Below are 26102 nucleotides of genomic sequence, written 5' to 3'. Positions count from 1 at the left end.
TCCTAGGCTCGACGCATGCCCGTGCGCAAGGCCCCCGACGCGAGCTCGACGCGAGCCGACGCCATCCTCGCCGGGGTGCTCGCCGCCGTCGGGTGCCTCATGGTCGCGCTGACCGACATGACCGGGCTGCAGTTCGAGGGCATGCCCATCTGGGCGCCGCTCCTCGCCGCACTGCTGCTGCCTGCGCCGCTCATGTGGCGACGGCACTTCCCCGTGCCCGCCGCGATCGCGCAGATCGTCATCTACGTCGGCGCAGGTGAGGCGGGCGCGCTCGAGCTCTACGCGTCGCAAGTGGCGCTCTTCATGGGCTTCTACTCGATCGGTGCGTGGGATCCAGACCGCCGGCGCGCGTTCTGGTCGCGCGTCGTGATCTCGCTGCTCATGGCGGCGTGGCTCGCCGCCTCGGCGATCCGCGGGTTCTCCGACCCCGAGACGGGCGAGCGCGGCGTCTCGGCGTTCTTCGCGTTCCTCATGATCCAGGTCGTCGTCAACGCCGCGTACTTCGGCGGCGGCTGGATCTTCGGCGACCGCGCGTGGCGCTCGGCGATCGAGCAGGAGCGGCTCGCCGCCGCGCACGCCGAGATCGAGGCGCAGCAGGCGCAGCTCGCCGAGCAGGCCGTCTCGCTCGAGCGCCTGCGCATCGCGCGCGAGCTGCACGACGTCGTCGCGCACCACGTCTCGGCGATGGGCATCCAGGCCGGTGCCGCGCGGCGCGTGCTCGCGACCGATCAGGACAAGGCGGCGGATGCGCTGCGGCACGTCGAGGCGTCGGCGCGGGAGGCGATCACCGAGCTCCGCTCGCTCGTCGTCACGCTGCGCTCGGAGGACGACGGCGCCGCCGCCGCGCCCGACCTCGAGGCGCTGCCCGCGCTCGTCGAGTCGGCGCACGCGAGCGGCCAGCGCGTGACGCTCGCGACGATCGGCGAGCCGCGCCCCGTGACGCCGATGGTGGGACTCACGGCGTTCCGCGTCGTGCAGGAGGCGCTCACGAACGCCCGCAAGCACGCCGGCCCCGTCGCCGACGTCGACGTGCGCGTGCGCTTCCTGCCGGACGAGCTCGAGGTCGAGGTCGCCGACGACGGCCACGGCAGCGGCGCGGGCCAGCACGGCGCCGGTGCGGGCGTGCTCGGCATGCGCGAGCGGGTCGCGGCGCTCGGCGGCTCGCTCGAGGTGGGCCCGCGCTCGCGCGGCGGCTGGCTCGTGCGCGCGCGCATCCCCGCGCACGGCGGTCGCGCGACGCCGACCGACGCGATCCCGGAGCAGTCCGAGGAGCCGTCGACCGCTCGCGCGTCCGCCGGCTGACGAGCGGCGATCAGGGGCAGCGGGTGTAGCTTGCGGCCGCCTGGCTGAGCGTCGGCTGCCCGCCGAGCACGAGCACCCGGTCGGGCTCCGCGGCGAGCAGGGCGCTGCGCGTCGCCGCGGGCATGCACTCGCGCCGCGAGAGCAGTAGCGGCGCGCCGTCGCGGCCGGCCGCGGCCGCGCCGGCGAGCGCGTCGGAGAAGCCCGTGCCGCTCGCGAGGTAGGCGGTGCCGACGACGCCGAACTCGCGCGCGAGCTGCGCCGCCGTTGCGAAGCGATCTGCGCCGGCGTAGCGGTCGACGTCGATGCCCGCGCCGCCGAGGCCCGAGGCGATGCCCGCCGAGACCGAGCTCGCATCGCCGACGACCCCGACCCATCCGACACCGAGCCGCTCGAGCGTCGCGCGCGTCGCGGTGTCGAGCACGCCGCTCTCGCCGTTGACGAGCAGCACCGGGCCGTCACGGCGGACCGCGACCGGTCCCGCCGCGAGCGCGTCGGGGAACTTGAGGCCTGTCGCGATGAGGGCGTCGGACGCGGATCCGAACGCGTGCTCGGCGATGAGCCGGCTGGTGTGGAAGCGGTCGGTGCCGCCGAGGCGCACGATCGGGCGGGGCGGCGCCAGCTGCCGCACGGCGGTCTCGACCGCCGCCGAGACCGACGGCTCGCCGCCGACGATCACGACCTCCGCTGGCTGCAGCCGCTGGATCTCCTGCAGCACGACGGCCGGTGCGCTGCCTCGCGGCGTGAGCAGCACCGGACCGCCCTGCGATGCCGCTGCGGGACCGGCGGCGAGGCCGTCGGGGAAGCTCTCGCCGCTCGCGAGGTACACGACCTCCGCGCGCGCCGGGAACGAGCGTCGCGAGACCTCGACGGCGGTGGCGTAGCGGTCGGCGCCGGCGACGCGCTGCGTGGTCGGGAGCGGCTCGGTCGGGTCGCCGAACCAGTCCGTCTAGATGCGCCAGGTGTTGCGATTGCCGTAGGCCGAGCAGGCGTCGCCCTCGCCGTAGAGGTTCGCGAGCGCGGCCGCGTTCGGCTGGTACGGCGTGTAGTTGTACAGGCCCGCGGTGGCGAGGTTGCGAATGAGCACGGGGCTCGAGCCGCACGCGGCGTTCGGGTGGAAGCGCACCTGGTTCACGACGCCGGCCCGGTGGCTCCAGCGCTCCGGGTGCGCTGCATAGCGCTGGAACTGCCGAGCGCCGTAGTAGACCTGGTAGAAGAAGCCGCCGACCGTGGGGTCGCATGGCGCCGTGTCCGGGCAGCCGAATCCGGTCGCCTTCGCGTAGTGGACGGTGGTCGGTGCCGCGCGGGTGACGAGCGACTGCTCCTTCTGCAGCAGCACGAGCAGGTAGCGCTGCGAGATGTCGCACGCCTGCCCTACGCGGGCGATGATGCTTGCCGCCGATTCGCTCGCCCTGCCCGGCACCGCGTCGCAGTACGCGTCGGCGGCCATGGTCGGAGTCCGCTGCGCGTAGGTGTCGAGGCACGTGTAGCCGGGCTCGCAGCGGGTGTTCTTGACATCGATGAACGACTGCACCTCGGCAGCCGTCATCGCGAGGCCATCGTAGAAGCGCTCGTCGGAGACGATGAGGCCCGGATCGAAGTCGGCCGCGACGGCGGCGCTCGCGCTGCCCTCGGGTCCGGGTGACGGGACGACCGCCAGCAGGGAGCCGACGAGCGCGGCGATCAGGACGGCCACGATCGCCCGTGATCTTGTGCGCATCCGTCGTCCTCCATCGGGCAGCGGGGTCGCCGTCAGCATACGGGTGCGCATCGCGCGGGTAGCGTTGAGGGGTGACGCGCATCCTGCTGGTGGACGATCAGGCGCTCGTGCGCGCGGGCTTCGAGACGATCCTCTCGTCGGAGCCCGGCTTCGAGGTCGTCGGCCAGGCGAAGGACGGCGCCGAGGGCGTGCGGCTCGCCACCGAGCTGCAGCCCGACGTCGTCTGCATGGACGTGCAGATGCCGCTGATGGACGGGCTCGAGGCGACGCGCGCGATCTGCGCGAGCGATTCGCACGCGGCGGTGCTCATGCTCACGACCTTCGACCGCGAGGACTTCCTCTTCGAGGCGCTCTCGGCCGGCGCCTCGGGCTTCCTGCTCAAGACCGCCGAGCCCGAGCAGCTCATCGACGCGGTGCACGCGCTCGCCCGCGGCGACGCGCTCCTCTCGCCCGAGGTGACGCGGCGCGTGATCGAGCGGTTCGCGGCGACTCGGTCCGTGCCCGCGGGCGTCGCGTCCGCACCGACGGCACCCGACGCATCCGCCGATCTTGCCCCGCTCACCGACCGCGAGCGCGAGACGCTGCTGCTGCTCGCACGCGGCCGATCGAACGCCGAGATCGCGAAGGAGCTCTTCGTCGGCGAGGCGACCGTGAAGACCCACGTGTCGAACGTGCTGCTGAAGCTCGGCATCCGTGACCGCATCCACGCCGTCATCTGGGCGTACGAGCACGGGGTGATCGCGCCCCGTGGATGAGGCGGCCGCGAGCGCGACCGCGCTCGGTCACGGCTTCGCGAGCAGGCCCGCGACCTGGTCGAGCGCGCCCGGCACGAGCCGGTAGTACGCCCAGGTGCCGCGCTTCGAGCGCGTCAGGAAGCCGGCGTCGACGAGCACCTTGAGGTGATGCGAGACGGTCGGCTGCGAGAGGCCGAGCGGCTCGGTCAGGTCGCACACGCACGCCTCGCCGTCGGCGTGCGCCGAGACCATCGACAGCAGCCGCAGGCGCGCCGGGTCGGCGAGCGCCTTGAGCGCGCGCGAGAGCGTCGCTGCGGCATCCGTGTCCATCACCGCTCGAGTGACGGGCGAGCAGCACGCCTGCAGGTCGGTGAGCGGGAGCAGCGCGGTCGGCATGCATCCATCGTCGCACATGCATTGACAACCGTCGATGGATGCGATCACAATGCATCGACGAACATCGATGGGAGGAGGTGCGCGATGGACGCCGAGACGCTGTGCGGCGAGCTGGGCTGCCCGCCCGAGCTCGACCAGGACTGCTGCTGAGCCGACCGACCGGCCGCTCCTGGTGCACCGGGGGCGGCCCCTGCTCGAGAATGGACCACGATGACCCACGACAAGCCCACCGTCCTGTTCGTCTGCGTGCACAACGCCGGCCGCTCGCAGATGGCCGCCGGCTACCTGCAGCACCTCGCCGGCGACCGCGTCGACGTGCGCTCCGCCGGCTCGGCGCCGAAGGACGCGATCAACCCCGTCGCCGTCGAGGCCATGCGCGAGGAGGGCATCGACATCGCCGCCAACGCGCCGAAGGTGCTGACGACGGATGCGGTGCGCGAGTCCGACGTCGTCATCACGATGGGTTGCGGCGACGCGTGCCCGATCTTCCCCGGCAAGCGCTACGAGGACTGGGAGCTCGACGACCCCGCCGGGCAGGGGCTCGAGGCGGTGCGGCCGATCCGCGACGAGATCAAGCGGCGCGTCGAGGCGCTGCTCGCCGAGCTCGCGCCCTCAGCCTGACTGGGGCGATGACCGTACCCTGCTCAGCATGACCGACCCCTTCGACGACCCGGACGTTCGAGCCGAGATGGAGCGGCTCGGCATCGTGCACCGCCCCGGCATGGCGGAGGAGCTCATGCAGGAGCTCGCGCCGCTGCTCGCCGCCGAGGGCGTCGACCTCGACGAGCCGGCACCCGAGCTCGGCCTCGACGCGCTCAACGCCGCCTTGTCGCGCGCGACCGAGCAGCACAACCTCATGCTCTTCACGCCGGTCGGCGCGCAGCGCGCCGGCGCCCTGCGGCTGCTGGAGCAGTTCAGCGTCGCGGTCGCGGACGGCGACGCAGAGCGCGTGCGCAGCCTCATCGCGAGCACCCCGAGCCAGCCGGCGGGCAGCGAGCCCGCCGTCTCGCACGTGATCGGCGCCGCGCTCGGCGTGCTGGACAGCTGGAGCGGCGACGCCGCGGGCGCTCGCGCGCTTGCCGCCGCGCGCGTGCCGCGCTGGGCAGACCGGCGCGTCCGCGCCTCCGCGACCGACATCGTCGCGCTCGCGCGCAAGGGGCGGGCCTTCGACGCGCTGACGAGCCTGCACGCCCGACACCGCGGCCTCGCGGTGCACGAGGGCGCGTGCCTCGCGCTCGCCGCGGCGATCGCCGCTCGGGCAGCGCATGAGCAGTCCACCGTCGAGGCGACGGCGGCGCGCGTGCTCGCCGACTCGGCCGACGCATCCGCCCCCACGCCCGTCACGGGCAGCGCATTCCGCAAGCCGCAGCCGTCGAGTGCGGGGCCCTCGGCGGAAGCGGCCGATCGGGCACTCGGGCTCGAGCTCGGTCGATGGCTGAGGCGCGAGCACGACTACGAGCCCGCCGAGGCGGCGACCGCCACGCGCGCGGTCGCGATGGTGTTCGAGCTGGCTCGCCTGTCGGAGCTCGATCCGCACGATGCCGCCGATGTCGACCTGCTCATCGACGTGCTGGTCGACGCGCGCGAGAGCCAGGACGCCCGGGTGGTCGACGTGCTGATCGACGCCCTCGACGACTACCTGCACTTCCGCATCGAGACGGCGGATGCGCCCCAGGAGTGGAAGGACGTGCACGACTACTTCGAGGAGGCGACCGCGGAGGACGGCTCCCCTGCCTCGGACGCGATCGGACGCGCGCTGGACGCCGCTGCGAGCATCCCACGGGAGGTGCGGCAGGAAGCGCTCGCTCGCACCCGCGTGATCGAGGCCGTGCCGGCGCTCCTGGAGTGGATCGGCAAGGGCCGACCGATCACCCCCTCCGGTGCCCTGCGACGCGCCGACATCCAGGACGTGGCTCGACTGCTCGGCATCGACGCCGTCGGGGTGAGCAGCGGCCCCCGGCAGGAGCCCATCGTGAGGGACCCCGCCGTCATGACCGCGGCGGCTCGCCCCGAGGATGCCGTCGAGGCGATGTCGATGCTCGACGTGCCGATGCTCGACGCGTGGTGGGAGGCGCTGCTGACCGCCGAGGTCATCGAGACGACCGCATCGCGCGTGCGCCCCGGGCCGCAGGCGAGTCGGTGGGCCACCGGGTCGCCGCCGCCGGAGGACGCCGAGATGCTCGCCGGCGCGTTCGTCGCGCACGCCGTCACGTGGGAGGCGCGCTTGGCGCGCGGCTACTACAACGAGGAGGCGGTGGCCGAGACGATCCGCCGGCTGCTGCTCGCGCTGCCGCGGCCGGACGGCGACGGTGCCGATGAGCGTTCCGCCGATCAATCGGCTGACACGATGTTCGCGCCCAGAGCCCTGCGGATGCTGCGGCAGCTCGTGCGCGCCGGACTGCTCCAGGTCGACGAGTCGCGTGAGCTCGCCGTGCCCGCCGCGCTTGCCAGCGTCGTCGCTCGCGGGGCCGTGCTCGCGCTCACGATCATCGACATCGACGACGAGCTCGACGACTGACCGTCAGCGGCGCTCGACCCGGCTCGCGAGCGCGACCGCGTCGTGCGGCGCGTGCCCGTGGATGTCGTTGTCGAAGTAGGCGTACACGTCGCGCGGGCGGCCATCCGGCGTCACCGACCCGCTCGTCCAGCCGCGGATGCGCTCGGCCCAGCCGTCGAGCTCCTCGGGCGTGTAGCCGCTCGCGTACAGCTCGCGCGAGCCGTGCAGCCGGATGTAGACGAAGTCGCTCGTCACCTCGCCGAACGCGGGCCAGCGCCCCGCGGTGTCGGCGACCGCGAGCGCCACATCGTGCCTGCGCAGCAGCTCGACCGCCTCCGCCGTCTCGAAGGAGCGCGCCCGCGGCTCGAGCACGTGCCGGAGGGGCGCATCCGTCACCTCCTCGAGCCAAGCACGGCCGGTCATCCGCTCGTCGTGGCGCCGCGCGATCTCGAGCGCCTCGCCCGTCGAGCGCGGCAGGCTCGCGAGGAACGCCTCGAGCACCGCGGCGTCGAGCTCCTGCCGCTCGGGCAGCTGCCACAGGATGGGGCCGAGCTTCGCGCCGAGCGCGAGCACGCCGGAGGCGAAGAAGTTCGCCATCGCGGTCTCGGCGCCGCGCAGCCGCAGCATGTGCGTGATGAAGCGCGGCCCCTTCACCGCGAACACGAAGCCCTCGGGCACCGCGTCGCGCCAGCGCTCGTAGCTCGCCGGCCGCTGCAGCGAGTAGAACGAGCCGTTGAGCTCGACGCTCGACATGCGCTCGCCGACGTACTCGAGCTCGCGCCGCTGCACGAGGCCCTTCGGGTAGAAGTCGCCGCGCCAGCTCGCGTAGCGCCAGCCCGAGATGCCGATGCGCGCGCGACCGGCGGGTGCGCTCGGGCGGGTCGGGGTCATGCGGTCACTCTCGCACCCGGACGTCGGATCGGTCTGAGCGCCCTTGACACGGCGGATGCGTGGGCGCATCATGTAAGCACTTGCTTACGCAAAGGAGGTGGGCGGGTGCCGATCGCGACCGATCCGCTCAGCCGCATCTTCTTCGCGCTCGCGGACCCGACGCGGCGGGCGATGCTCGAGCGGCTCGCCGCTGGGTCGCAGACCGTCGGCGAGCTCGCGGCGCCATTCGCCGTGAGCCGGCCGGCCATCTCGCAGCACCTCGGGGTGCTCGAGGAGGCCGGGCTCATCGAGCGCACCCGGCAGGGCCAGTGGCGCTCGTGCGCGCTGCGCCCCGAGGGGCTCGACGACGCCGAGGCGTGGGTCGCCGAGCACCGCGCGGCGTGGCAGTCGCGGTTCGACCGCCTCGACGCGGCGCTCGCCGGGCTGACCGGCGGTGCCGGCGACACCCACCCCACGACCGGTGACGACGCGACTCACGGTCGCGACGCATCCGAAGCCTGACGCGGACGCCCCGTCCGCACCCACACCGCAAAGGAGCAGTGATGGACACGAGGAAGCAGTTCACGATCATCCGCGAGTTCGCGGCGCCGCGCGAGGCCGTCTGGCGCGCGTGGATCGACCCCGCGGTCGCCGCCCAGTGGTGGCACCCGCACGAGGTCGTCACGCCGCCCGAGTCGGTGCGGATCGACCTGCGGGTCGGCGGCACGTACGAGTACCTCATGATCGCGCCCGACGGGAGCGAGTACCCGACCGGCGGGCAGTACCTCGAGGTCGAGGAGCCCTCGCGGCTGCGCTTCTCGTGGGCAGACCCCGGCGACACGGTCGACGAGGCGATGCTCATCACGATCGACCTCGTCGAGCTCGACGGCGGCCGCTGCGAGATGACCTTCCACCTGCAGGGCCTCGACGAGGACCGCGTGAGCTCGGAGAACGTCTCGCAGGGCTGGACCGAGGCCTTCGAGGAGCTCGACGACGCGCTCGCGAGCGCCGCCGGCGAGGCGGTCGCGCGATGACGCTCGAGCCCGTCGCCGAGGGCGTGCTCGTGCACGAGAGCGAGTGCATCCAGAGCCGCGCTACCGTCGTGCTCGGCCCCTCGGGTGCGCTCGTCGTCGACCCCGGCATCACTCGCGCCGAGCTCGCCGGCATCGCGGCCGCGCTGCGCGAGCTGGAGCAGCCGGCCGTCGCCGCCTTCGCGACCCATCCCGACTGGGACCACGTGCTGTGGCACGAGGCGCTCGGCGAGGCGCCGCGCTTCGGCACGGCGGCGTGCGCGACGGCCATGGCCGAGCTGCGCGCGCGGTCGGGCTGGCAGGAGGAGCTCGCGCCGTGGCTGCCGCCCGAGTTCGTCGACGACATCCCGCTGGAGCTGCTCGGCCTCATCACCGCGGTGCCGGATGCGTCGACGCACGTGCCGTGGGATGGCTCGGCGGTGCGGATCCTCGAGCACCGCGGGCACGCCGCGGGCCACGCGGCGCTGCTCGTGGAGGAGCGCGGCGTGCTCATCGCCGGCGACATGGTCTCCGACATCCTCGTGCCGTTCCTCGACATGGGCGGGCCGGACCCGATCGGCGACTACCTCGCGGGGCTCGACGTGCTCGAGGGCGTGACGGACGCGGCCGAGGCGTTCGTGCCGGGCCACGGCTCGGTCGGCGATGGGGCGGAGTTGCGGGCACGAATCGCGCTCGACCGCGCGTACGTGACGGCGCTCCGGGACGGCCGCGAGCCCGACGATCCGCGCATCGGGCCGTCAGCTCCGCTCGACTGGATGGCCGACGTGCATCGCGCGCAGGCCGACGCCCTCGCGAGGCGACCGCTCGTCGAGTAGCGCGCGGAGCGCGCGCATCGAGGCGGAGCAGATCGGTGGAGCCAGCGGCGGGGGACAGCGCTCCCCCGAGCGGCGGAGCGCTGATTCCAGCCGTCGGGGGGAGGCCCCCGAGTCCGCCGCTCCATAGATTCGAAGCATGCTCTCCATCCGCTCCATCTCCCGCTCGTTCAACGGGCACCAGGCGCTCAAGGACGTCTCCTTCGACGTGCGCGACGGCCTGATGACCGGCTTCGTCGGCGCGAACGGCGCCGGCAAGACCACGGCCATGCGCATCATCCTCGGCGTGCTGTCGCCCGACTCGGGCGAGGTGCTCGTCGACGGCCGCCCCGTCTCCGCCGACGACCGGGCGCAGTTCGGCTACATGCCCGAGGAGCGCGGCCTCTACCCCAAGATGAAGGTGCACGAGCAGCTCGTCTACCTCGGCCGCCTCCACGGGCTCGCCTCGGCCCGCGCCGCAGCTCGCGCCGACGACCTGCTCGAGCAGCTCGGCCTCACCGAGCGCCGCGACGACAAGCTCGAGTCGCTCAGCCTCGGCAACCAGCAGCGCGCCCAGATCGCCGCAGCGCTCGTGCACGAGCCGACGGCGCTCGTGCTCGACGAGCCCTTCTCGGGCCTCGACCCGATGGCGGTCGAGACGACCCTCGGCGTGCTGCGCGACGTCGCCCGCACCGGCGCCCCCGTGCTCTTCTCGAGCCATCAGCTCGACCTCGTCGAGCGCCTGTGCGACTCGCTCGTCATCCTCGCGCACGGCCAGGTGCGCGCCGCCGGCACGCGCGAGCAGATCCGCGCCGCCCACACGCGCCCCGAGTGGCTGCTCGAGACCGACGACGCCGGTTTCGTGCGCGGCATCCCGGGCATCGAGGTCATCGACTTCGACGGCGGCCACGTGCGGTTCGCCGCCGACTCCGACGCACACGCCGACCGCGTGCTGCGCGAGGCCCTCGAGCGCGGCACCGTCCGCAGCTTCGCCCCCTCCATCCGCCCGCTGACCGAGATCTTCCAGGAGGTCGTCCGATGACCACCACCGCTCCGAGCCGCCCGAACCGACCGGGCCGTGCCGACGCATCCGTCGGCAATGACCGCGGTCGCACGCGCTTCGCGCAAGCGGCCGGCATCGTCGCGCAGCGCGAGATCATGATGCAGCTGCGCTCGAAGGCGTTCATCATCTCGACGCTCATCACGCTCGCGCTCGTGTTCGGCGCGGTGCTCTTCTCGTCGTTCGGCCCCGCGCTGTTCGACGAGGACACCGAGGTCGCCACCACGGCCGAGATCGCGCCGACGCTCGAGGCCATCGACGGCCTCGCGGTCGTGCCGGCGGACGATGCGGATGCGGTGCGCGACGCCGTGCGGGACGGCTCGGTCGACGCGGGCGTCATCGCGGGCGACGGTCCCTCGGGCCTCACCGTCGTCGGGGACCGCGAGGCCGACAGCGGCCTCATCCAGCTGCTGAGCGTCACTCCCGACGTCGAGCTGCTCGACCCGAACGCGCCCGACCCGATGCTCACCTACTTCATCGGCCTCGCCTTCGGCCTCGTGTTCTTCATGTCGGCGATGACGTTCGGCCAGACGATCGCGCAGTCGGTCGTCGAGGAGAAGCAGTCGCGCATCGTCGAGATCATGCTCGCGACCGTGCCGGCCCGCGCGATCCTCGCCGGCAAGGTGATCGGCAACTCGGTGCTCGCGTTCGGGCAGATCGCGCTCATCGCCGGCGTCGTGCTCATCGGCGGCGCGCTGACGGGATCGCAGCTGCTGCTCGACGGGCTCGGCATGCCGATCGTCTGGTTCGTGGTGCTCTTCACCGTCGGCTTCATCATGCTCGCGGCGCTCTACGCGGCGGCGGCGGCGCTCGTCTCGCGCGCCGAGGACCTCGGCTCGGCCACGAGCCCGCTGATCTTCCTCGTGATGATCCCGTACTTCCTCGTCATCATCTTCAACAACAACCCGCTCGCGCTGCAGATCATGTCGTACGTGCCGTTCTCGGCACCGGTCGCCGTGCCGATGCGCGTCTACCTGCAGACGACCGAGTGGTGGGAGCCCTACCTCTCGCTCGGCGTGCTCGCGCTCTTCACCGTGCTCGTGATCGGGGTCGCCGCGCGCATCTACGAGCGGTCGCTGCTGAAGACCGGCTCGATGGTCAAGTGGCGGGACGCCCTGAAGGCGTAGCCCTCACGCACGCACGACAGCGCAAGCCCGCACGCGATCCCGCGTGCGGGCTTGCATCGTGCCCGGGACAGGTGCCTAGAGTGGGCGCATGGGCATGATCTCCAGCATCCGGATGCGCCGCCGCTGACGGCGAGCTGCTCCGGATCCCGCTGAACACTCGCAGCTCGCCGCTCTCCGACCGCCGGTGCGGCTCGTTCAGGCTGCCCGGCTCCCGCAGAGTGGAGCACTCCCCATGTCCCGACGGACACCGTCGCGCGCGACCTCTCGCGCACCCCTGCACGCCCCCGGCCGGCACGAGCTCGGCCAGAGCTTCCTCGTCGACCGCCGCGCGGTGGCCGACGTCGTCGACCGGGTCGCCGCGACCCGCGGCCCGATCCTCGAGATCGGCCCGGGCGACGGCGCGCTGACGCTGCCGCTCGCGCGCCTCGGCCGCCCCATCCGCGCGCTCGAGCTCGACGCGCGCCGCGCCGCCCGGCTCGACGCCCGCACGCCCGGGCGCGTGCGCGTCGAGCACGCCGACGCCCTCGCGCACCGCTTCGACGCGCATCCGCACGTCGTCGTCTCGAACCTGCCGTTCCACATCACGACCGCGCTGCTGCGGCGACTGCTCGCGGCGCCCGGATGGACGGATGCGGTGCTCATCGCGCAGTGGGAGGTCGCCCGCCGCCGTGCCGGCGTGGGCGGCGCGACGCAGCTCACCGCCCAGGCGGCCCCGTGGTTCGAGTTCTCGCTCGGCCGGCGCATCCCGCGCTCGGCGTTCCGGCCGATGCCGCAGGTGGACGCCGGGCTCTTCGCGGTGCAGCGGCGAGCGCAGCCGCTCGTCGATCCCGCCGATCGCCGGCAGTACGCCGCGATGGTCGCGCGAGTCTTCGCGAGCCCCGGGGCCGGGCTCGCCGCGATCCTCCCCGCGGCCGGCGTCCTGCCGCGCGCGGCCGCGAAGCGCTGGCTGCGGGAGCGCTCCCGCGCCGGCGGCCTGCCTCGAGATCTCGGGCCGGAGGACTGGGCCGACCTGTGGCTCGCCCACCGCCGGACGCACGCTCCGTGACTCGTGCTTGACACAACGCTGGTTCGATGGTTCATTAGTCGAGTAATGAACCCATGGAGTCCGATGCGCAGCGCTCTCCCGACCACTAGGAGGCAGGCATTCTAGACGACAGCAAGCCGCTCTTCGTCGCGGTAGCCGAGCAGATCGAGGACGGCATCCTCGACGGCAGCTACCCGGAGGATGCGGCGGTGCCCTCGACCAACGAGCTCGCCGCCTTCCTCCGCATCAACCCCGCGACCGCCGGCAAGGGCCTCGGCCTCCTCGTCGACGCGGGCGTGCTCATCAAGAGGAGAGGGATCGGCATGTTCGTCGCCCCCGGCGCCCGAGCGGCGCTCCGCGAGCGCCGCAAGCTCGCGTTCGAAGACCAGTTCATCGCACCCCTGCTTCGCGAGGCAGCAGCCTTAGGGCTCAGCCCGGAGGAGCTCGCGAACATGATCACGAAGGAAGTCGCCCGATGACCGCCATCGTCACCACCGACCTCGCCAAGCACTACGCCGAGGTCAACGCCCTCGACGGCGTGACGCTCTCGCTCGAGGAGCACCGCATCCACGGGCTCCTCGGCCGCAACGGCGCCGGCAAGACCACGCTCATGAAGCTGCTCACCGGCCAGATCTTCGCCTCGCGCGGCTCGATGGAGGTGCTCGGAGGCCACCCGGTCGAGAACGTCGACGTGCTCTCGCAGACGGCGTTCATCCAGGAGAGCCAGAAGTACCCCGACACGTTCCGGCCCATCGACGTGCTGCGCATCGCGGCGGGCGCCTACCCGAACTGGGACCAGGCGTACGCCGACCGGCTCGTCGAGCGGTTCCAGCTGCCGACGAAGCGCCTCATCAAGAAGCTCTCGCGCGGCCAGCTCTCGGCGATCGGCATCGTCCTCGGGCTCGCCTCGCGGGCACCGCTGACGTTCTTCGACGAGCCGTACCTCGGCCTCGACGCGGTCGCGCGGCGCATGTTCTACGACGCGCTGCTGCACGACTTCGCCGAGCACCCGCGCACGATCGTGCTCTCGACGCACCACATCGACGAGGTCGCGAACCTGCTCGAGCACGTCGTGATCCTCGACCAGGGCAAGGTGCTGCTCGACGCCGACACCGACGAGCTGCACGACGCGGCGCTCACCGTGTCGGGCCGAGCGGACGACGTGGATGCGTTCCTCGCCGGCCGCGAGCCGCTCGAGCACACCCGGCTCGGCTCCCTCGCGACCGCGACGCTCGCCGCGCGCGACGGCGACGAGCGCGCCGCGCGCGCCGCGGGGCTCGACATCTCCCCCGTCTCCCTCCAGGCGCTGTTCGTGCGCCTCACGACCGCCAACGCATCCGCCACCGACCCCGCGACTCCGGTCGCGACCGCTTGAGAGGACTGACCATGCGCATCCGCAACGTCATCCAGCTCCACACCGTCAACCGCATGCAGGCCTTCGGCTGGCCGCTGCTCATCATGCTCGCGTCGCTCGCGATCGTGCTCGTGATCGGCGGCATCGTCGTCAACGTCGCGACCGCCGCCGGCGCCGAGTCGCTCGCCGAGGCCCGCGAGGGCATGAACACCGGCATGATGTTCAACGGCGCGATCTTCGCGCTGCTCGGGCCGCTCATCGGGTTCGGGTTCACCGCGATGGGGCAGTACTTCCCGCTCGCGCTCGGCCTCGGCCTCACGCGCCGCGAGTTCGCCATCGGCACGGCGCTCGTCTTCGCCTTCAACGCCGCGTTCTACGCCGTCATCGTCACGATCGGCAAGGTCATCGAAGTCGCGACCGGCGGCTACGGGCTCGGCGTGCGCTTCTTCGACGTCGTCTACACCGGCGTCGGCGAGTGGTGGCAGACGCTCATCCAGACCTTCATCCTCATCCTGGGCGTCGCGCTCATCGGCGCGGCCATCACGAGCGCATTCCACCGCTGGGGGCAGCCGTTCCTCTGGATCTTCTGGATCGCGCTCGCCACGATCGTCGTCGGGATCCTCGCCGGCGCGCTGCTCTCGGAGGGCTTCCGCGGCCTCGTCGTCGACATCGCCGCGATGGGCTGGATGCCATGGATGGTCGTCGCCGCGGCGCTCAGCGCGATCGGCGGAGCCATCTGGTTCACGCTCGTGCGACGGGCGCAGGCACGCTAGCCGCGCGCAGCGAGAGGGCCCGCCCGCGAGTCGACTGCGACTCGTGGGCGGGCCCTCTTCGCGACGTCAGCCGAGCGGGTCCGCCTGCTGCGGGAGGCCGCCGGGCGGCTGCTCGCCGGCATCGAGGTGCCGCGTCGTGCCGGGCACATCGGCGTCGCCCTTGGGCTCGATCCCCTCGCCCACCGGAGGGATGGCGTGAGCCTCCTCCGGGATCGCGGTCATCGAACCTGTCTGGGGCGCGTCCGTCATCTGGAACTCCTTCCAGCTGCGCGGGCGGCACCGGCTGGCGCCGCTGGTTCCGCATCGCTCAGTCTCGTACCCCAACCTGGTGAGGGACTGTGGAGCGCGTGAGGAGTTCCGCGGGTTCGCCCGCCTCAGGGCTGCGCGTCGGCGCCGTCGTCGCTCGCCCCGTCCTGCATGACCTGGCCGGCGCCGCCGAGCTCCGGTCCCGTCGCGCCCTCCGCCGGCGCGCCCGAGCCCGCGAGCGGGTCGGCGTTCCCGCCGCTCACCGGGCGCTCCGCCCCGGTGGGCGAGCGGCCGTCGAGCGCCTCGTCGAGCGCGTCCTGCGACTCCGCCGCGACCTGCTGCTCGCCGCCGTCGTGCTCGGCGCCGGTCGTGCCGCCGGGCTGCAGGCCGTCGTCCGTTGCATCCGTCATCGGGATCTCCCTCGCTCCGAGCGGGCGACGCCGGGCGGCACCGCTGACTCCGCTGCAGCGAGTCTCGCCCGTGCACCTGGGCCGCGACTGAGCAATCGCTCCGTCGTCACGCCGAGACGGCCGCGAGCCGGTCGAGCGCCTCGCGCCGCTCGACGGCGTGGTCGAGGATGCGCTGCGGGTAGCCGTGCGCGAGGCCGACGGGCACCTTCCACGGCTCGTGCACCGCGGCGCCGGGGATGTGGCGCAGCTCCGGCACCCAGCGGCGCACGTAGTCGCCGTCCGGGTCGTAGCGCTGGCCCTGCAGCACGGGGTTGAAGACCCGGAAGTAGGGCGCCGCATCGGTGCCGGTGCCGGCCGTCCACTGCCAGCCGTGGCTGTTCGAGGCGAGGTCGCCGTCGGCGAGGTGCTCGAGGAAGAAGCGCGCGCCGTAGGGCCACCACACGTGCAGGTCCTTCGTCAGGAAGCTCGCGGTCACCATCCGCACCCGGTTGTGCATCCATCCCTCGGCGAGCAGCTGCCGCATGCCGGCGTCGACGAACGGGAAGCCCGTGCGCCCCGCGCACCACGCCTCGAACAGCTGGCCCGGCTCGTCGTAGGCGATGCCGCGCAGCTGCGCGCCGAGGTCGCGCCAGGCGGAGCGCGGGTGGTGGAGCAGCACGTCGGCGTAGAACTCGCGCCAGGCGAGCTCGGCCTGGAAGCGCTTGAGGGAGCGCTGGGCCGCCCTGCTGCGGCGCGGCGCGACCGCGTCGAGGTCGGCGAGCAGCGTGCGCGGGTGCACGGTGCCGAGCTTGAGCGCGATCGAGAGCCGCGACGTCCCGTCGAGGTCGGGCCGGTCGCGCGCGGCGTCGTAGTCGTCGATCGGCCCGTCGAGGAACGTCGCCCAGCGCTCGCGCGCGCCCTCCTCGCTCGCCCACGAGAGCCCGGCGCTCGTCTCGGGCGGCTCGGGCAGCGGCTCCCCCTCGACGCGCCGCACCCAGCGCGGGCTCGGCCGCTCGGCGGGCGCACGCCAGCCGCGCTCGAGCCACGCCCTCGAGAAGGGGGTGAACACGCGGAACGGCGAGCCATCGCCCTTCCGCACGCGGCCCGGCGTCACGGCGTAGGGCGATCCGGTCGCGACGAGCGGCACGTCGAGCGCCGCCTCGACGCGCGCGTCGCGCCGCCGCCCGTACGGGGTCGACTCGCCCGAAACGTGCACCGCATCCGCCCCTGCCTCGCGCACGAGCGCGGGGATGACCTCCTCGGGCCGCCCGGATCGCACCACGAGCGCGCCGTCGGTCGCCTCGTGCAGCGCGCGGAGCGCCGTGCGGAGCGCGGCGGTGCGCGGTGCGCCGGCGCCCGCGAACGCCGGGTCGGCGACGAACACGGGCAGCACCTCGCCCGCGGCGGCCGCGGCGACGAGCGCGGGGTGGTCGCGCACGCGCAGGTCGCGGCGGAACCAGACGAGCTGGGCGGCCACGCGTCGGCGGCTAGGAGTCGCTCGGCGTGAGCTCGCCGTCGTCGCTCTCGCGCTCCGTGCCGCCGCCCCCGGCGTCAGCCCCCTGCTCCTCGGCGGCCTGCTCCGCGGCGGTGCCGTGCATCGAGTCGGCGACCTGCGCCCGCCCGTGCGGCTCGTCGGCCTCGCCGGCGGGCCACTCGGCGGCGCCGAGGCTCGCGTCGCTCGCGGCGGGGTCGACCGCCTCGACGCCGTCTCCGGGTTGCGTGCTGTCGGGCATCCGTCCTCCGATCCTCGAGCGGCGCCGCGGCGCCGCGTGTGTCGAGCAGTCTTCCCGCCGCGGCTGGGACGGCACTGGACGTCTCGCGCGGCGATGCTCGCGCATCCGGATCCTGCGAGGATGGATGCGTGCAGATGCTCCACGACGCTGACCTCCGCGGCTTCGCCTCCGACAACTACTCCGGCGTGCACCCCGAGGTGCTGGACGCGATCGCGGCAGCGAACGGCGGCCACCAGACCGCCTACGGCGCCGACGCCTTCACCGCGCGCCTGCAGGAGGTCGTGCGCGAGCACTTCGGCGACGCCGCCTCGGCCTTCCCCGTCTTCAACGGCACGGGCGCGAACGTGGTCGCGCTGCAGGCGCTGCTGCCGCGCTGGGGCGCGGTCGTCTCGGCGAAGACCGCCCACATCAACGTCGACGAGGGCGGCGCGCCCGAGCGGGTCGGCGGCATCAAGCTGCTCACCGTGCCGACGCCCGACGGCAAGCTGACCCCCGAGCTCATCGACATCGAGGCGTGGGGATGGGGCGACGAGCACCGCGCGCAGCCGCTCGCCGTCTCGATCACCCAGTCGACCGAGCTCGGCACCCTCTACTCCGCCGAGGAGATCCGAGCGATCGCCGACCACGTGCACGAGCGCGGGATGCTCCTGCACATGGACGGCGCGCGGCTCGCGAACGCCGCGGTCGCGCTCGACGCGCCGCTGCGCGCATTCACGACCGACGCGGGCGTCGACATCCTCTCGCTCGGCGGCACGAAGAACGGCGCGATGGGGGCCGAGGCGGTCGTCGTGCTCTCGGCGCGCGCCGGTGAGCAGCGCGTCGGTGAGGCGCTCGTCTACCTCCGCAAGCTCAACATGCAGCTCGCGTCGAAGATGCGCTTCATCTCGGCGCAGCTCGTCGCGCTCTACGACGGCGAGCTGTGGCGGCGGAACGCCGAGCACGCGAACGCGATGGCGGCGCGCCTGCGCGCTGCGGTCGAGGACGTGCCGGGCGTCTCCTTCGCCTACCCGACGCAGTCGAACGGCGTGTTCGCGCGGCTGCCCGCGGGTGTCGCCGACCGCGTGCGGGAGCGCTTCTTCTTCTACGACTGGGACGCATCCGCCCTCGAGGTGCGCTGGATGTGCACGTGGGACACGACGGAGGACGACGTGGATGCGCTCGCTCGCGCCGTGCGCGAGGCCGCGGCCTCGTAGGTTGCACGATCGAGGCCCCGGCGGTACTCCGCCGGGGCCTCGATCTTGTGGCTGACGATCAGGAGCCGGACTGCCCCTGCACGCGGTCGCGAGCCTGCTCGGCGTCGGACTTCACGTCACTGGCGGCGCCCTGCGCCTCGCCCTTGACGTGCTCGCCGGCGCTCTGCGCGGTGTCCTTCAGGTGCTGCGCCGCCTCCTGGGCGGGCTCCTTGAGATTCTCCGCAGCCTCCTTGGCGACGTCCTTCGCGCCCTCCACGAGCGGCTCGGCGCCCTCCTTCACCTTCTGGGCGGCCTGCTTCTCGGGCTCGCTCGCCGGGATGAGGGAGGCGATGAGCGCGCCGACACCGAAGGCGATGAGGCCGACCGCGAGCGGGTTGCCCTTCGCCTTCCGCACGGCCATGTCGGCACCGTGGCGGACGCTGTCGCCGGCGTTCGAGACCGTGCCGCGCACGTTCTCGCCCATGTGGCCGACCGCTCCGCGGACGTCGTGGCCGGCCTGGCCGACCACACCGTGGTCGCTGCTGTCGTCAGAGCCGAACAGTCGCTCCTTCACCTCGTTCACCTTGCCCTTCACTCGCTCGGTCTCCCGGCCGACGATGCCGCTCGGCGACACCTTCTCGGCAAGCGCGTCGACGTCCCCGCTCACGCTCTCGCGCGTGCGATCGATCCGCGCGCGGATCTCCTCGGGTGTCTCGGTCATCGGTTCTCCTCCTTGGTGTGCAGTGCGTCTGGGATGTGCTTGACGGAGTCGACCGTCTCGGGCATGGGCTCGACCTCCTTGAGGGCCTTGCGGCCCATCGAGTAGAGGATCGCCGCGACGATCGCCCACAGGACGCCGACGATGAGGGCTCCCCAGCCGAGGTGGTCGAGGAGGTCACCGAGCACGAACATGAGCGCGAGGGACAGGAACAGGACGAGCAGGTGGCCCGCGTACCCGGCACCGCCGAGCATGCCCGCGCCCTTGCCGAGGCGCTTCGCCTGCTGCGTGCCCTCCGCCTTCGCGAGCGCGATCTCGTCGCGCATGAGCTGCGACATGTCGCGCATGAGGTCGCCGACAATGTCGCCGACCGACTGACTCGCCGCGCGCGTCTCGGCGGGGGTGTCCGCGGCGATCACCGCGGGATCCTCCGGCGAGTGGCGCCCGGTGGCGTTGAACTCGGAGGTCACAGCCCGCTCTCCCCCCGCGTGCCGGGCTGGCGGTCGGCGGGGCTGCCCGACTCGTCGGCGCCCGGGTAGGCCGTGTCGGCGTCGTAGCCGCCGATGGCCGGGTCGGTGCCGCTCGTCTGCGCGTCGGTCGCCGCGTGGCCGGAGCCGTAGGTGCCCGTCGCGGCGGAGCCCTGCACGCCGGCGCCGGCGGTGCCGGTCGTGTAGTCGGCCGTGCTGTAGCCCGACGATCCGGTGCCCGTCGTGCCGTAGCCCGTCGTGCCGGTGCCGGTCGTGCCGTAGCCCGTGGTGCCGGTCGCGTCGAAGCCGCTCGAGCCGTACGCGCCCGTCGGCGTCGTGCCGTAGGAGCCGGCGCCATAGCTCGCGCTGTAGGAGCCCGAGCCGCTCTCGCGGTCGTGCTCCGCCTTCGCCTGGCTGATCATGCCTGCCGTGAGGCGGCCCACCACGAGACCGGCGACGCCGGCGATCGCGATGAACGTGCCGGGGCGACGGCGCGCGAACGACTTGACCTCGTCGAGCAGGTCGCTCGGCTCGCGGTCCTCGAGCCAGCGGCCGGCGGCCTCGACGCGGTCGCCGATCTCGGTGACGAGCTGCGCGGCGAAGCCCTCGCCGCCGCCCGACCCGTCGACCATGCCGCGCAGATCGCCGGCGAAGGTGCTGATGCCCTCGGCCGCGCGCTGCTGCTGCGCCTTCGTCTGCGACGACGCCTCGTGCATCGCCTGGTCGAGCAGGCGCTTGCCCTGCGTCTTCGCCTCCGAGGCGACGTTGTGGGCCTCCTCCTTCGCGGTGCCCGCGACGCGCCGACCGGCGTCCTTCGCGGTGCCGCCGAGCTTCGAGGCCTCCTCCTTCGCCGCGTCGGCCTTGCCGCCGCCGCTCGAGCCGCCGCTGCCGGAGCCGCTGCTGCCGCTGCCTGCCGCGTGGGCACCGCTCGTGGTGCCGCTCGTCGCACTGCTGGTTCCGCCGGCGGTCGTCTGGCCGGGCATGCCGGCTCCCGACGCTGCTCCGCCGACCGTGGTCCGGTCCTCCGTGGGGCCGCCGGGCTGCTGCACGTTCGTCATCGTCCGTCCATCCTGATTCGGGCGGAGGCGTGCCTCCGCTGCGGTGTGTTGCCGTGCTCCCGACGATGTACCTCGAACCTGGGAGTGGGCGGCGAATGGGCCGCATGGCGGTCAAGCGCGACCTGAAGGTCGAGTGGTATATGGGTCAGTTCTGTCACGCTGTCTCGCATGGACGCTCTCGACGACGCGCAACCGGGCACCCGTGGCGGCACGGCGGAGCGCCCGGCGGTCTTCTTCCGCGACGCCGCTGAGTTCCGCGCCTGGCTCGAGGCGAACCACGAGACCGCGACCGAGCTGTGGATGGGGCTCAACGCGAAGCACGTCTCGCCGCGCGGGCTCACGTGGGCCGAGGCGGTGCCCGAGGCGCTGTGCTTCGGCTGGATCGACTCGCTCTCGCAGCGCATCGACGACGACGCGCGCCGCCAGCGGTGGACGCCGCGGAAGACCGGCTCGAACTGGTCGGCCGTCAACGTCGCGCACGTCGAGCGCCTGCTCGCAGAGGGGCGCATGCGACCAGCGGGCATCGCCGCGTTCGAGGCGCGGCGGGCGGATCGCACGGCGGTCTACGCCTACGAGAACGCCGACGGAGCGCTGCCGCCCGAGCTGCAGCGGCACCTCGACGAGCAGCCCGCGGCGCTCGCGTTCCTCGGCGAGGCGACGGCGACCTACCGTCGCGGGGCGATGGCGTGGGTGCTCGGCGCGAAGCGCGAGGCGACGCGCGAGCAGCGGGCGAGGCAGCTCGCCGACGACTCCGCGGCCGGCCGGCTCATCCCGCCGCAGCGCTACGGTGAGACTCCGAAGTGGGTCGAGCGCGCCGCGGCCGCCGCGGCGGCGGCCGGCGGTCAGCCCTCGACGTAGGCGGCGAGCTTCGCGAGCGACTGGCCGAGGCCGAGCTCGTGGTCGGCGGGCGAGATGCCCGGCGGCACGTCGGACGCCGCGACCGTGACGCGCGTGCCCGCCTCGACCGGCTGCATCCGCCACGTCATGAGCATGTCGCCGGCGAAGCGCTCCTCGGCGCTCTCGAACGCGACGCGCTGCACGACGAGCTCGTTCGGCACGAGCTCGACGAACGTGACGCGCGAGACGTCGACGTCGTCGCCGGACTTCGCGTCGACGGGCGCGTCGAAGCGCAGCACGGCGCGGAAGCCGCCGCCCTCGCGCCCGTCGAACGCCTCGATCGTCGCGGTCGCGCCGTCGGGTGCGAGCCACTGGCGCAGCGCGTTCGCGTCGAGCAGCGCCTCGTACACGCGCTGCGGCGGGGCGGCGACGATCGTGTCGGCGCGGTCGACGCGCGCGGCGGCCTCGGCGCGCCCGTCGTGCGGCTCGCGGTCGCCGCGCGCGATCGCCCGCACCGCCGCGGCGAGCGCGAGCGCGAGGTCGTCGAACGAGAGCGCGCGACCGTCGTGCGTGACGACGGATGCGTCGGCCGACGACCCCGGATCGGTCTCGTCCCCGACGCCCGCCGTGCCGCTCGAGCGCACCGCAGGCACGTGGATGAAGCCGCCCGCGACCGGCAGGCCCGCGACGAGGTAGGCGACGTGGTTGCAGAGGAAGCGGCCGGCGTCGTCGCTCGCGTGCGCCGGCAGCCCGACCGCGAGGATCGCGCTCACGAGCGCGTCGGTGTCGAGGCCCGAGGGGCGCCGCGCCGGGCCGTCCGGCTCGATCGCGGTGCCGCGCGGCTGGTCGCCGACGTTGTCGGGGATGCGCGCGTCGTCCTCGTTGACGGCCCAGCGCTCCGGGGTGATCGCCGAGCGTCCGCCCGCCTCGCCGACCGCGAGCACCGCATCCGGGGCATGCCGCTCGACGAGCGCCGCGAGCGCCGGCCCCGCGGCGGCGAACGCGACCGGGAGCGTGCCCGTCACGAGCTCGATGCGGGGCTGCGGATCGTCGCGCCATGCCTGCTCGAGGCGCCGCACCGCTTCGAGGCTCGCGTTCTCGGGATCTCCGCCGAAGGGCTCGAAGGCCGTCACCAGGATGCGCATGCCACCCAGTGTGCCTCGGCTAGAGCTCGACGACGAGCGGCAGGTGGTCCGAGAGCGGCGGTCTGGGCACGCGGATGCGGCGGGCGGGCAGCCGCTCATCGCTCAGCACGTGGTCGAGCTGCACCATCGGCCGATCGGCCGGGAAGGTGCGCTGCCGCGCGAGCGAGTGCCAGCCGTCGATGCGCCGCACGACCGCGGCCGGCAGGTTGAGGTCGCCCATGAGGATGCGCGGGCCGGGGAGCACCTCGAGCCAGCGGAGGGTGCGCTTCAGCTGCCGCACGTTGACGCCCGGCACGAACGAGAGGTGCGTCGCGGCGATCGTGCGATCGCCCGTCGGGGTGCGGATGGTCGCGGCGATCGCGACGCGCGGCTCGTCGCGGATCCACGTGACCTCCTGTGCGCCGGGCTCGCGGAGCGGGGCGCGGAAGCGCGCCGAGGGCTCGAGCCGCAGCACGTGCCAGCGCAGCACGGGGTGGCGGCTCACGAGCGCGACGCCGTAGCCGTCGGCGGTCGCGTCGAGGTCGTCGTCGCGCGCGGGCCGCCACTGCCGCGCCGGATCGCCGATGAGGGCGGGCGCGAAGCGCGACGAGGCCCCGCCCATCGCCTCGGCCGCGATCGCCGTGAGGTCGAGCATGTCCGAGCGCGGCTGGCCGCGGTCGACCTCCTGCAGCGCGAGCACGTCGGCGCCGAGCGCCTCGACTGCCCGGGCGAGCCGGTCGCCGTCGACGGCGGCGTCGGCGGGCGTGCGCCCGTGGAGGATGTTCCAGGTCGCGAGCCGCATGCGCCCATCCTGCCGCTCGCGGCGGCTCGAGGTGGCAGGCCGAGCAGGCAAGATGGGGCGATGACGATCGCAGGCCTCGACGTGGGCGGGACGAAGATCGCGGGGGCCGCCCTCGCGCCGAGGGGTGCGGTGCCCCGCTGGGACGTCGACGACGTGCTCGCGCGCAGCCACCGGCCCCACCGCATCCACGGGCCCGAAGCGCTACTCGACGCGCTCGAGGCGGCAGTGCGCGACCTTGACGAGCAGCTCGCCGCGGCGGGGCGCGCGCCCATCGAGGCCGTCGGGCTCGCGATCGCCGCGTGGATGCCGCGCGACCGCGAGTCGATCACGTGGGCCGCGCACCTCGGCGTGCGCGACTTCGCGCTGCGGCCCGCGCTCGCCGAGCGGCTCGGCATGCCCGTCACGATCCACAACGACGCGGACGGCTACCTGATGGGCGAGGCGGCGATGGGGGCCGCGGCGGATGCGTCGTCGTCGCTCCTGCTCGCGCTCGGCACCGGGGTGGGCGGCGCGTTCGTCGCCGACGGGCGGCCGCTCATCGGCGCGCACGGGCTCGCGGGCGAGCTCGGCCACGTGACGGTCGACGAGGCGGGGCCGGTGTGCTCGTGCACGGCGCGCGGCTGCGTCGAGGCGTTCGCCGGCGGGAACGCGCTCGCGCGCGACGCGGCAGCGGTGGCGGCGGCCGTCGCGCTCGCGCCCGGCGGGCGGCCGAGCGCGATGCACCTCGAGCAAGCGGCGCGCGCCGGGGACGCGCGGGCGCTCGAGGTGCTCGAGGGCGCGGGGCGCGCGGTCGCGGCGGGGCTGCGGCGGCTGCTGCCGGCGTTCGACCCGGAGGTCGTCGTGCTCGGCGGTCGCGTGATGCTGCAGACGGCCGACCTGCTGCTGCCGGTCATCGAGCGGGAGCTCGCGGAGCACGCGCCGCTGCAGGGCGTGCCGCAGCCGCGCCGGCTCGAGCTCGCGCGGCTCGGCGACCACGCGGCGGCGATCGGCGCGGCGGTGCTCGCCGCGCGCTGATCGACGCCCGGCCGCCGCCCTCGCTCGGTGGTACCGAGTCGTCGCCTGCGAGCGGCGCCGAGCGAGGCTTCGATCCCATCGTCGAGTGGTGCGTCGCGGCGCCGACCGCGGCGCGGCCCGCTGCTCTGCAGCAATGTGCACGCTGTTGTCGCTCGCAGCCCGATCAGGCCGCAAGAGCGTGCACATCCGCGTGCCACGGGACGCGGAACGGCCCCCGGCGCGAGCCGGGGGCCGTTCTTGCGTAGATGCAGGTGCTGGGCTCAGCCCTGCGCGCGGCGCGGGCCGCGGCGCTGCTGGCCGCCCGAGCGGGCCGGGGCCGCGCCCGACTGCAGCGAGCCGCCGCCGCTCGACGACCACGCGACGGCCGAGCCGCCGCGCGGCGCGCCGCCCTGGCCGCCCGAGCGCTGACCGCCCGAGCGCTGGCCGCCGGCGCGGCCGCCCGAGCGGGCGCCGCCCTGGCCGCCGCGACCACCGCCTGCACCGGCGCCCTGCTTGACCTCGGGTCGACCCGAGCGGTCCTTGCGGGGCCGCTCGGAGCGCGCCGCGCCGACCGTCGCGCCGTGCGCGCCCGAGCCGGCGACGCCCTCGCGCGCCGCGCGCTTCCGGCGCGCGTTCGCACCGGTCGAGCGGCCGCCGCCGCCCTGCTGCTGCTGGATCTCGTTGCCCGAGCCGGGGCCACCGGGGACCGGGGCCACGTGCGGCGCGTACGGTCCGACGAGTGCGTCCACCGCATCCGACGACGCCGTCACCGGCTGCGACTGGACGCCGATCTTCGCCTTGCGCAGCAGCGACATCGTGTCGCCGCGCTGCGCGGGCAGCATGACCGTCACGACGTCGCCCTCGGTGCCGGCGCGAGCCGTGCGGCCCGAGCGGTGCAGGTAGGCCTTGTGCTCCATGGGCGGGTCGACGTGCACCACGAGCTCGACGCCGTCGACGTGCACGCCGCGAGCGGCGACATCCGTCGCGACGAGCACGCGCACCGAGCCGTCGCTGAAGGCGGCGAGGTTGCGGTCGCGGGCGTTCTGCGACAGGTTGCCGTGCAGGTCGACGGCGGGGATGCCGGAAGCGGTGAGGTGCTTCGCGAGCTTCTTCGCCTGGTGCTTCGTGCGGGTGAAGAGGATGCGGCGGCCGAGCCCCGACGCGAGGCGGCGGACGAGCAGGTTCTTGTCGTCGGGCGAGACCTCGAAGAGGTGGTGCGTCATCGCGGCGACGGGCGAGTTCGCCTCGTCGACCGAGTGCATGACCTCGTTCGTGAGGAAGCGCTTGACGAGCTTGTCGACCCCGTTGTCGAGGGTCGCCGAGAACAGCAGGCGCTGGCCCGAGCTGGGCGTCTTGTCGAGGATCTTCGTCACGACCGGCAGGAAGCCGAGGTCAGCCATGTGGTCGGCCTCGTCGATGACGGTCATCTCGATCGCCGAGAGCGAGGCGATGCCCTGCTTCATGAGGTCCTCGAGGCGGCCCGGGCACGCGACGACGATGTCGACGCCGTTCCGGAGCGCGGTCTCCTGCGGGCGCTGCGAGACGCCGCCGAAGATGGTCGTGACGGTGAGGCCGGCGGCCTTCGCGAGCGGCGCCATCTCGGTCGCGATCTGCGTCGCGAGCTCGCGCGTCGGGGCGAGCACGAGGCCGAGCGGCAGCCCCTTGCGGCGGTTGCCGCCCGCGAGCTCGCCCGAGAGGCGCGCGATGAGCGGGATCGAGAACGCGAGGGTCTTGCCCGAGCCGGTCTTGCCGCGGCCCAGCACGTCGCGCCCGGCGAGCGTGTCGGGCAGGGTGTCGGCCTGGATCGGGAACGGGTGCTCGCGGTCCATCGCCTTCAGGGCGGTCACGAGCTTGGCGGGCACGCCGAGCTCGGCGAAGGTCGTGGTG

Annotated in this window: 30 protein-coding genes and 1 pseudogene; 16 read left to right on the top strand and 15 right to left on the bottom strand. The window is 73.8% G+C overall.

What is annotated here, in order from left to right; genetic code table 11:
- The first annotated feature begins 15 nt into the window (after positions 1-15).
- Positions 16-1302: a sensor histidine kinase gene (locus JSQ78_RS10315; RefSeq protein ID WP_211447388.1), complete on the top strand. Its 1287-nt coding sequence runs from the start codon at positions 16-18 to the stop codon at positions 1300-1302.
- 10 nt (positions 1303-1312) lie between these two features.
- Here the strand turns inward: JSQ78_RS10315 and JSQ78_RS10310 are convergent, their stop codons facing one another.
- From JSQ78_RS10310 to JSQ78_RS10305, 3 genes and pseudogenes are all read right to left on the bottom strand, one after another.
- A complete protein-coding gene (locus JSQ78_RS10310; protein ID WP_349305143.1) occupies positions 1313-2017 on the bottom strand; it encodes a cell wall-binding repeat-containing protein in 705 nt (234 codons plus the stop codon).
- Positions 1997-2143 (bottom strand): annotated as a pseudogene (locus tag JSQ78_RS13905) (cell wall-binding repeat-containing protein); the annotation flags it as partial. The pseudogene JSQ78_RS13905 and the gene JSQ78_RS10310, both read right to left, overlap by 21 nt.
- 105 nt (positions 2144-2248) lie before the next feature.
- Positions 2249-2995, bottom strand: coding sequence for a hypothetical protein (locus JSQ78_RS10305; protein WP_211447386.1), 747 nt, complete (start codon positions 2993-2995; stop codon positions 2249-2251).
- A gap of 95 nt (positions 2996-3090) precedes the next feature.
- Here JSQ78_RS10305 and JSQ78_RS10300 point away from each other — a divergent pair, with 95 nt between their 5' ends.
- A complete protein-coding gene (locus JSQ78_RS10300; RefSeq protein WP_211447385.1) occupies positions 3091-3774 on the top strand; it encodes a response regulator in 684 nt (227 codons plus the stop codon).
- Positions 3775-3801: 27 nt separating this feature from the next.
- Here JSQ78_RS10300 and JSQ78_RS10295 read toward each other — a convergent pair whose 3' ends face one another.
- The gene (locus JSQ78_RS10295; protein WP_211447384.1) at positions 3802-4149 is read right to left on the bottom strand and encodes an ArsR/SmtB family transcription factor; all 348 of its coding nucleotides are present in this window, start codon (positions 4147-4149) and stop codon (positions 3802-3804) included.
- A 210-nt stretch (positions 4150-4359) separates the two neighbouring features.
- Between JSQ78_RS10295 and JSQ78_RS10290 the strand changes: the two genes are divergently transcribed.
- Positions 4360-4770: an arsenate reductase ArsC gene (locus JSQ78_RS10290; protein WP_211447383.1), complete on the top strand. Its 411-nt coding sequence runs from the start codon at positions 4360-4362 to the stop codon at positions 4768-4770.
- A gap of 28 nt (positions 4771-4798) precedes the next feature.
- Positions 4799-6667 carry a hypothetical protein gene (locus JSQ78_RS10285; protein WP_211447382.1) on the top strand — a complete coding sequence of 623 codons (1869 nt, stop codon included), beginning with the start codon at positions 4799-4801 and terminating at the stop codon, positions 6665-6667.
- Between the two features lie 3 nt (positions 6668-6670).
- Here JSQ78_RS10285 and JSQ78_RS10280 read toward each other — a convergent pair whose 3' ends face one another.
- Positions 6671-7537, bottom strand: a complete 867-nt coding sequence (locus JSQ78_RS10280; RefSeq protein WP_211447381.1) for a DUF72 domain-containing protein — start codon at positions 7535-7537, stop codon at positions 6671-6673.
- 105 nt (positions 7538-7642) lie between these two features.
- On the opposite strand from JSQ78_RS10280, the gene JSQ78_RS10275 reads away from it, so the two are divergent.
- The 9 genes from JSQ78_RS10275 to JSQ78_RS10235 all read left to right on the top strand — a co-directional run bounded on the left by JSQ78_RS10275 (position 7643) and on the right by JSQ78_RS10235 (position 14676).
- Positions 7643-8038 carry an ArsR/SmtB family transcription factor gene (locus JSQ78_RS10275; RefSeq protein WP_349305119.1) on the top strand — a complete coding sequence of 132 codons (396 nt, stop codon included), beginning with the start codon at positions 7643-7645 and terminating at the stop codon, positions 8036-8038.
- 41 nt (positions 8039-8079) lie between these two features.
- On the top strand, positions 8080-8550 hold the full coding sequence (locus tag JSQ78_RS10270; RefSeq protein ID WP_211447380.1) for an SRPBCC family protein: 471 nt from the start codon (positions 8080-8082) through the stop codon (positions 8548-8550).
- Entirely contained in the window at positions 8547-9362 is an 816-nt protein-coding gene (locus JSQ78_RS10265) for an MBL fold metallo-hydrolase (RefSeq protein ID WP_211447378.1), read from the top strand. Before JSQ78_RS10270 ends, JSQ78_RS10265 begins: the two co-directional genes overlap by 4 nt.
- Positions 9363-9498: 136 nt before the next feature.
- Entirely contained in the window at positions 9499-10380 is an 882-nt protein-coding gene (locus tag JSQ78_RS10260) for an ABC transporter ATP-binding protein (RefSeq protein ID WP_211447376.1), read from the top strand.
- Complete coding sequence (locus JSQ78_RS10255) at positions 10377-11525, top strand: ABC transporter permease (RefSeq protein ID WP_211447375.1); 1149 nt, start codon at positions 10377-10379, stop codon at positions 11523-11525. The genes JSQ78_RS10260 and JSQ78_RS10255 overlap by 4 nt, the downstream gene beginning before the upstream one ends.
- A gap of 232 nt (positions 11526-11757) precedes the next feature.
- Complete coding sequence (gene erm / locus JSQ78_RS10250) at positions 11758-12570, top strand: 23S ribosomal RNA methyltransferase Erm (protein WP_211447373.1); 813 nt, start codon at positions 11758-11760, stop codon at positions 12568-12570.
- A 98-nt stretch (positions 12571-12668) separates the two neighbouring features.
- Positions 12669-13028 carry a GntR family transcriptional regulator gene (locus tag JSQ78_RS10245; RefSeq protein WP_211450607.1) on the top strand — a complete coding sequence of 120 codons (360 nt, stop codon included), beginning with the start codon at positions 12669-12671 and terminating at the stop codon, positions 13026-13028.
- Entirely contained in the window at positions 13025-13924 is a 900-nt protein-coding gene (locus tag JSQ78_RS10240) for an ABC transporter ATP-binding protein (protein WP_211447371.1), read from the top strand. The genes JSQ78_RS10245 and JSQ78_RS10240 overlap by 4 nt, the downstream gene beginning before the upstream one ends.
- An 11-nt stretch (positions 13925-13935) precedes the next feature.
- Complete coding sequence (locus tag JSQ78_RS10235; RefSeq protein ID WP_211447370.1) at positions 13936-14676, top strand: hypothetical protein; 741 nt, start codon at positions 13936-13938, stop codon at positions 14674-14676.
- 66 nt (positions 14677-14742) lie between these two features.
- Here the strand turns inward: JSQ78_RS10235 and JSQ78_RS10230 are convergent, their stop codons facing one another.
- The 4 genes from JSQ78_RS10230 to JSQ78_RS10215 all read right to left on the bottom strand — a co-directional run bounded on the left by JSQ78_RS10230 (position 14743) and on the right by JSQ78_RS10215 (position 17044).
- Positions 14743-14925, bottom strand: coding sequence for a hypothetical protein (locus JSQ78_RS10230; RefSeq protein WP_021009644.1), 183 nt, complete (start codon positions 14923-14925; stop codon positions 14743-14745).
- A gap of 125 nt (positions 14926-15050) precedes the next feature.
- Entirely contained in the window at positions 15051-15332 is a 282-nt protein-coding gene (locus JSQ78_RS10225; RefSeq protein ID WP_211447368.1) for a hypothetical protein, read from the bottom strand.
- A 106-nt stretch (positions 15333-15438) separates the two neighbouring features.
- Positions 15439-16788, bottom strand: a complete 1350-nt coding sequence (locus JSQ78_RS10220) for a cryptochrome/photolyase family protein (protein ID WP_211447366.1) — start codon at positions 16786-16788, stop codon at positions 15439-15441.
- Positions 16789-16798: 10 nt separating this feature from the next.
- Entirely contained in the window at positions 16799-17044 is a 246-nt protein-coding gene (locus tag JSQ78_RS10215; RefSeq protein WP_211447364.1) for a hypothetical protein, read from the bottom strand.
- Between the two features lie 134 nt (positions 17045-17178).
- Here JSQ78_RS10215 and JSQ78_RS10210 point away from each other — a divergent pair, with 134 nt between their 5' ends.
- On the top strand, positions 17179-18237 hold the full coding sequence (locus JSQ78_RS10210) for a threonine aldolase family protein (RefSeq protein WP_502756150.1): 1059 nt from the start codon (positions 17179-17181) through the stop codon (positions 18235-18237).
- 58 nt (positions 18238-18295) lie between these two features.
- On the opposite strand, the gene JSQ78_RS10205 is transcribed toward JSQ78_RS10210, so the two are convergent.
- The 3 genes from JSQ78_RS10205 to JSQ78_RS13895 are packed head-to-tail and all read right to left on the bottom strand — an operon-like array spanning position 18296 to position 20459.
- Positions 18296-18937, bottom strand: a complete 642-nt coding sequence (locus JSQ78_RS10205; RefSeq protein WP_211447362.1) for a DUF3618 domain-containing protein — start codon at positions 18935-18937, stop codon at positions 18296-18298.
- Entirely contained in the window at positions 18934-19353 is a 420-nt protein-coding gene (locus JSQ78_RS13900) for a phage holin family protein (protein WP_349305118.1), read from the bottom strand. The genes JSQ78_RS10205 and JSQ78_RS13900 overlap by 4 nt, the downstream gene beginning before the upstream one ends.
- A gap of 47 nt (positions 19354-19400) precedes the next feature.
- Positions 19401-20459, bottom strand: a complete 1059-nt coding sequence (locus JSQ78_RS13895; RefSeq protein ID WP_249295627.1) for an ATP synthase subunit B family protein — start codon at positions 20457-20459, stop codon at positions 19401-19403.
- 168 nt (positions 20460-20627) lie between these two features.
- Here JSQ78_RS13895 and JSQ78_RS10195 point away from each other — a divergent pair, with 168 nt between their 5' ends.
- Positions 20628-21317 carry a YdeI/OmpD-associated family protein gene (locus tag JSQ78_RS10195; RefSeq protein ID WP_211447361.1) on the top strand — a complete coding sequence of 230 codons (690 nt, stop codon included), beginning with the start codon at positions 20628-20630 and terminating at the stop codon, positions 21315-21317.
- Here the strand turns inward: JSQ78_RS10195 and JSQ78_RS13890 are convergent.
- Both JSQ78_RS13890 and JSQ78_RS10180 read right to left on the bottom strand, forming a co-directional pair.
- Positions 21302-22441 (bottom strand): pyroglutamyl-peptidase I family protein, encoded by a 1140-nt coding sequence (locus tag JSQ78_RS13890; protein ID WP_249295625.1) that lies wholly within the window; start codon positions 22439-22441, stop codon positions 21302-21304. The two genes, JSQ78_RS10195 and JSQ78_RS13890, sit on opposite strands and share 16 nt — an antisense overlap.
- 19 nt (positions 22442-22460) lie before the next feature.
- Entirely contained in the window at positions 22461-23222 is a 762-nt protein-coding gene (locus tag JSQ78_RS10180) for an endonuclease/exonuclease/phosphatase family protein (protein WP_211447360.1), read from the bottom strand.
- A 60-nt stretch (positions 23223-23282) separates the two neighbouring features.
- Between JSQ78_RS10180 and JSQ78_RS10175 the strand changes: the two genes are divergently transcribed.
- Positions 23283-24236 (top strand): ROK family protein, encoded by a 954-nt coding sequence (locus JSQ78_RS10175; protein WP_211447359.1) that lies wholly within the window; start codon positions 23283-23285, stop codon positions 24234-24236.
- A gap of 260 nt (positions 24237-24496) precedes the next feature.
- Here the strand turns inward: JSQ78_RS10175 and JSQ78_RS10170 are convergent, their stop codons facing one another.
- Complete coding sequence (locus JSQ78_RS10170; protein WP_211450604.1) at positions 24497-26044, bottom strand: DEAD/DEAH box helicase; 1548 nt, start codon at positions 26042-26044, stop codon at positions 24497-24499.
- Positions 26045-26102: the final 58 nt, after the last annotated feature.

This window comes from Agrococcus sp. Marseille-Q4369, assembly GCF_018308945.1.
In the GTDB taxonomy this organism is placed as follows: domain Bacteria; phylum Actinomycetota; class Actinomycetes; order Actinomycetales; family Microbacteriaceae; genus Agrococcus.
Note: the sequence above shows the minus strand (reverse complement) of the source record. Positions and strands in the feature narration are given on the sequence as shown.